Here is a 5,314-nt window from a genome sequence, read left to right on the forward strand (position 1 = left end):
GGTTGGGCAGCGTGCACGATAAGTACAGGTCACCGTCGCGGTCCTCGGCGTGGGTGACGCCCTGGGAGCCCTCGACGATATTGGCCGCGTCCTGCCCGGTGGCCAAGTAGAACGCCAGCAGCATATTGGCGTAATGCGCGTTGGCGGAACGGATTCCGCCCGCCAGCAGCGTGCCGATCAGGTTCTTGCGGATATTGAGTTCCACCACCTGGCGGGCGCTGGTGTGCAGGCGCTGGGCCACCACCTCACGCGGGATCAGCAGTTCGGTGACGACGTTCTTGCCGCGGCCGAGGATCCCGTTGACCGCGGTGGCCTTCTTGTCGGTGCAGTAGTTGCCCGAGATCGAGCCGTACCGCACGCCGGACATGGTGGCCAGGATGTGGTCCATCAGGTGGTCGCTGGCCAGGGTCGCCATGTTGTGGCCCGAGGCGTCACCGGTGCTGAACTCGAAGCGCAGGAACAGCAGATTGCCGTTGATCTGGTGGTGCAGATCGATGAGCCGGGCGAAGCGGCTGCTGCCGGCGACCACGTCCTGCAGTTCGGCGAAGCGATCCTTCAGCTGCCGGACGGTGGTGAGCGCGGTGTAGGCGTCGTCGGCCTCGAGCAGGATCGAGCGGGTCATCCGCTCGTCGATCAGCGTCGCGACGATGCCGCGCTCGGACAGCGTGGAGATCCGCGCGCCACGGCCGACCGAGGGCCACAGGGGCGTTTCGTAGGTGGCCAAGGGGACGTCGACGGCGTCGTCGACGATATTGCCCGTGATGCGCACAGGCCCCACCCACTGCAGCGGGACCGCTGCGTACGACATGTCATTCATGGATGACTTCTCCTCGGTCGTTCGATTCGCGCCACCGGGGACTCCGGTGGGCAAGTGCCGCCACGTCGATGCCGCGCAGCGCGCAGAAGGTCGCCACGTCCCCGGTGATCAGCAGGTCGCAGCCGGTCAGCCCGGCCGGGGTGCGGGCGCCGAGCACGGTCAGGATCTGGCGCAGTTGAGCGAGCCAGGTGCGGATCTGCGTGACCAGCGCCTCGGTGTCCTGGCGCACGATCGTGTCCAGGAAAGCGCCCGCCACACCGGTCGCGTCGGCGCCGAGCGCCAGGGCGCGGGCGATGTCGAGGGGTGAGCGGATGCCACCGGACGCGGCGATATCGATTCCGTCGATGCCCGCGCAGTCCAGCAGGCAAGTGGGGGTCGACTGGCCCCAGCTCTCGATGAAGGCGAAGTCGGCGGCCGGGCGGCGCTCGTTCTCGATCCGGGCGAAGTTCGTGCCGCCGCGGCCACCGACATCGGCCACCGAGACACCGGCGTCGCGCAGCCAGGCGACGGTCTGCCTGCTGAGGCCGAACCCGACTTCCTTGACGATCACCGGGACCGGGACGTTGGCAGTGATGTGCTCGATCTGGCGGGGCCACGATCCGAAGGACCGGTCGCCCTCGGGCATGACGACTTCCTGGACCGCGTTGAGGTGGATCTGGAGCGCGTCGGCCTCGAGCAGGTCGATCGCCCGCCGCACCTGATCCAGCGACGCCGTCGCGTTGACGTTCGCCATGACGAACCCGTGCGGATTCTCCTGGCGCAGCACGCGATAGGTGCCTGCGACCGCGGGGTCGCGGAAGTAGGCGCTCATCGAGCCGGAGGCGATGGGGATGCCGGTCTCGTGGGCGGCGATGGCCAGTTTGCGGTTGATCTCGCCGGTGTTGGCGCTGCCGCCGGTCATCGCGTTGACGTAGAGCGGTGTGTCCCACTGCTTTCCGGCGACATCGACGGCCAGTGACACGTCGTCGCTGTCGATGCCCGCCAGCGCGTGGTGGACGAAGGTGATGCGGTCGAAGTCGTTGGCGCCGGTGTCGGCGCGGCGCTGATTCACCGCGTGGCGAACGTGGTCGTCCTTGCGATCGGCGATCATGCGGTCTCCCCTTCGAACGGGTGGGTCCGCAACGGCAGCGGGCGGATTCCGGCGGCGATCCACCGGCCGGTGAGTTCGGCGATCGCGGCCGTGCGGGTGCGGTCGACGAGCGCGATGCCACAGTCGCCGCCGCCCGCGCCGGACGGTTTGGTCGCGGCGCCCAGGGCGGCCCCCGCCGCGCACAGCGCGTGCAGGCGTGGCGTCATGATGCCGAGGCCGGAGGTCTCGTCGAGACCGAGCAGAAGTTCACGCGCGCAGTCGATCTCGCTGCCGATCGCGGCGGAGTCGTCGGCTTCGATCGCGGTCAGCAGGCGCTGCACGCACTCGTTGCTGCGCGCGTTGAACACGGTCCGATCACCCCGGGCCCAGGTGGCGGCACCGACCAATGCCGGTGTGGAGGCCGGGTTTCCGGTCCAGCCGACCTGCACGGCGAGCCCGGTCGGCGTGGGCAGCGGACGGATGGACAACCCGGGCCACGGTGCGCCCAACGCGGCATCGATGCCCTCAGCGGCGGCGATCTCGGCGACGACCGCGCGATCGGGGGAACCGTAGGCGAGCCAGCCACCCCAGGTGCTCACCGCCACATCACCGCCCGAAGCACGCGGGTTGACCGCGATCGTGGCCAGCATGGCCAGCCGGTACCGCTGCATCGCCGTGAGCTCGAGCTCGTGGAACTGCCCGAGGGCGGCGACGGTGGCCACGGTCACGGCCGCACTGGAGCCGAGACCGTACTTGCGGCCGTCGGCATCGCCGAGATCGGCCGTGATGTCCACTTCATAAGGGCGAGAGGGGATTCCACGCTCGGTGAGCAGCCGATCGATGACCGATGCTGCGGCGAAGACATAGGCGAATGCCGAGGGCACACCGGCATCGGGCGTCAGCGGGACCAAACGATCATCGTCGCGGCCGCAGGCCAGCGTCACGCCACCGTCCAGGTCCGACCGCAGCGTCACAACCGCCCCGGCGGCCGCGTCAGTCACCGCGGCGGACGCGCCGGTCACCGTGGCAGACGCCTCAGTCACCCCGGTAGCAGCGTCGGTGACCGTGGCGGTGGCGTAGCGGTCGACAGCGGTGAGCACTGCCAGATGCCCAGGCTCGACGACGGCGTATTCACCTGCGATGAACAGCTTTCCTGCTGCGCGACAACTGATCACAGGCCGAAGGCCGTCGGCTCCCCCACTCCAGGGCCGACCTGCGTGGCCGGTCGGCGATCGCCGACTGTCCGCAGTCAGGGTCCCGGACCGATCTCCGTGACTACTCACCGTCGCCACCCGTCGTCAGGCGTGCGCCCGGACCGATATGCGCGGTCCGGGTCGTGACGAACTCCCCCAGGCCCTCGATCGTGGCGGCCACCAGAGGCGCATCGGCGCGGGTACACAGCACCTTCACGTTGGGTCCCGCGTCGATGGTCGCGTAGGCGATGATGCCGTCGGCTCGGAGCGCGAGCACCGCGTCCAGGATCGCGAGCGAGTGCGGCGACAGGTAGCGGATGCCCGGGCGGGCCGTCAGCATGGTGGCGTGCATCCCGAGGGCGTTGCGCTCGGCGATCTCACCGATCGCGGGAAGATCCTGGCGGGCAACGGCTTTGCGCATCTCGGCGAGGTCGAGCACCGAGGACTCGGCCCACGGGCGGTAGAACGGCGAGGTCTCGGTGGTCCGGCGCATGGCGACGCGGCTCGATACCGCCTTCGCGCCCGCCTCGACGACGGCCACGACCAGCGCCGGGTCGAGTTCGTCGCCGCCGATCGGCTCGGCGTAGGAGCTCAGATCGCCCGCTTCGCCCTCGCCTTCACCCGCGTGCCAGACGACGAAGCCGCCGAAGATGGAGCGGGAGGCCGAGCCGGAGCCGCGGCGGGCCAGGCGGGAGAGGGCACGGCCGTCCAGGTCCAGGCCGTAGGCGGCGGCCGCGGCGGTGGCCAGTGCGGCGAACCCGCTCGCCGAGGATGCCAGGCCGGCACCGGTCGGGCCCGCGTTGGCGGTCACCACCGCGGCGCGTTCGGTGCGGCCCGCCTTGGCGCGGACCAGGTCGAGGAACTTCTCGACGCGGGCGAGCGCGGTGCCGGTGGCGGCGGTGTCGTTGAGCTCGACGGTATCGGCCGGTCCGTCGATCAGCCGCACCGACGTCGTGGTCGGGAAGATGTCCAGCGTCATCGACAGGCTCCCCGTGACGGGGAGGAACAGGGTTTCGTCGCGCTTGCCCCAGTACTTCACCAGGGCGATGTTCGGGTAGGCGAGGGCGACGGCCTCGCCGTCACGGACACGATCCTCGGGCCGTTCGGACGCTAGGGGTACTACGGGTACTGCGGAGGAAAAAGTCATCGGTGTGTATCGAGTTCCGGTCTCGAGGAGGATAGGGACTAGGAGGCCGAGCGCAGTCTCGCGGTGCCGACCGTCCAGGTCTGCACGGCACCGGCCCGGCGCAGCGCGGCACTCACCGCGAGTGCGCCGCCGGTCTCGGTGAGCGCGAGGACGCAGCCGCCGAGGCCGGCGCCGGTCAGCTTCGCGCCGAACGCGCCCGCGTCGAGCGCCGCGTCGACGAGGGTGTCGATATGCGGTGTGCTGACGCCGAGTTCGGCGAGCAGACCCTGGAAATCGAGCATCGTCTTGCCCAGCGACTCGGCGCGCCCGGCCGACAGGTCGGCCGCGGCGGAACCGATCAGGTCGGCGGCCCTGGCCAGCAGATGCTCCGCGGCGCGCGGATCGCGCTCCAGGGTGCCCCGCACGCCCGCCACCGCCTGCTGGGTGGAACCGGGCACGCCGGTGTCGGCGATCACCAAGGCCGCGTCCAGGCCGATGTCCATCGGACGAGCCGAGCCCTGCTGGAACAGGATCGGGCCGCTCGCCAGGACGGCGCTGGCGTCGATGCCGCTGGCCCGGCCGTGCGCGACCTGCTCGCCGCACTGCACGAGTTCGTAGAGCGTGCCGGGATCGACGGTGCGGCCGTACAGGTCGGCGACAGCGCGCACCGCCGCGCCCGCGCAGGCGGCACTGGAGCCGAGCCCGCGCGCCAGCGGAATATCGCACTCGACAACGACATCGACGACATCGCCGCCGAATCCCCACCGCCGCAACGCTTCTTCGACCGCGACACGGGGTCCGGACGCGGTGGTCGCCATGTGCGAATCGCCCGCGAGGAACCGGAAACCACCCTCGGCGGGCACATCCGACTGCACACCGGCAGCGCCGCGACGGGCGAGGGCGCGCACCGGCAGCGCGGGCAGCGGGAACGCGATCGCGGGCGTGCCGTGGACGACGGTGTGCTCGCCCAGCAGGATCGCCTTGGCATAGGAATGGCCGACGCCGGGAACGGGGCCCGCGCCGGTGGAGTTGTGTCTGATGCGCTCTCGAACAGGATGACCGTACTCGACGATTCCTCTCCCGAACTCGGGCAGGCCCCGCCCCGCCCG

At 70.5% G+C, this 5,314-nt stretch carries 5 protein-coding genes; all 5 read right to left on the reverse strand.

What is annotated here, in order from left to right:
* Positions 1 to 817 (reverse strand): hydroxymethylglutaryl-CoA reductase (locus ACFWPJ_RS23575; RefSeq protein WP_378854563.1); only part of this gene is annotated, 817 nt, incomplete at its 3' end.
* Positions 810 to 1,907, reverse strand: coding sequence for a type 2 isopentenyl-diphosphate Delta-isomerase (gene fni, locus ACFWPJ_RS23580; protein ID WP_378854564.1), 1,098 nt, complete (start codon positions 1,905 to 1,907; stop codon positions 810 to 812). The genes fni and ACFWPJ_RS23575, both read right to left, overlap by 8 nt.
* Positions 1,904 to 3,061, reverse strand: coding sequence for a phosphomevalonate kinase (locus ACFWPJ_RS23585; protein ID WP_378854565.1), 1,158 nt, complete (start codon positions 3,059 to 3,061; stop codon positions 1,904 to 1,906). Before ACFWPJ_RS23585 ends, fni begins: the two co-directional genes overlap by 4 nt.
* 100 nt (positions 3,062 to 3,161) lie before the next feature.
* A complete protein-coding gene (gene mvaD, locus ACFWPJ_RS23590) occupies positions 3,162 to 4,226 on the reverse strand; it encodes a diphosphomevalonate decarboxylase (RefSeq protein WP_378854566.1) in 1,065 nt (354 codons plus the stop codon).
* Positions 4,227 to 4,264: 38 nt separating this feature from the next.
* On the reverse strand, positions 4,265 to 5,314 hold a 1,050-nt coding region (mvk, locus tag ACFWPJ_RS23595; RefSeq protein ID WP_378854567.1), incomplete at its 5' end, for a mevalonate kinase.

The organism is Nocardia sp. NPDC058497, from assembly GCF_042720195.1.
GTDB lineage: Bacteria > Actinomycetota > Actinomycetes > Mycobacteriales > Mycobacteriaceae > Nocardia.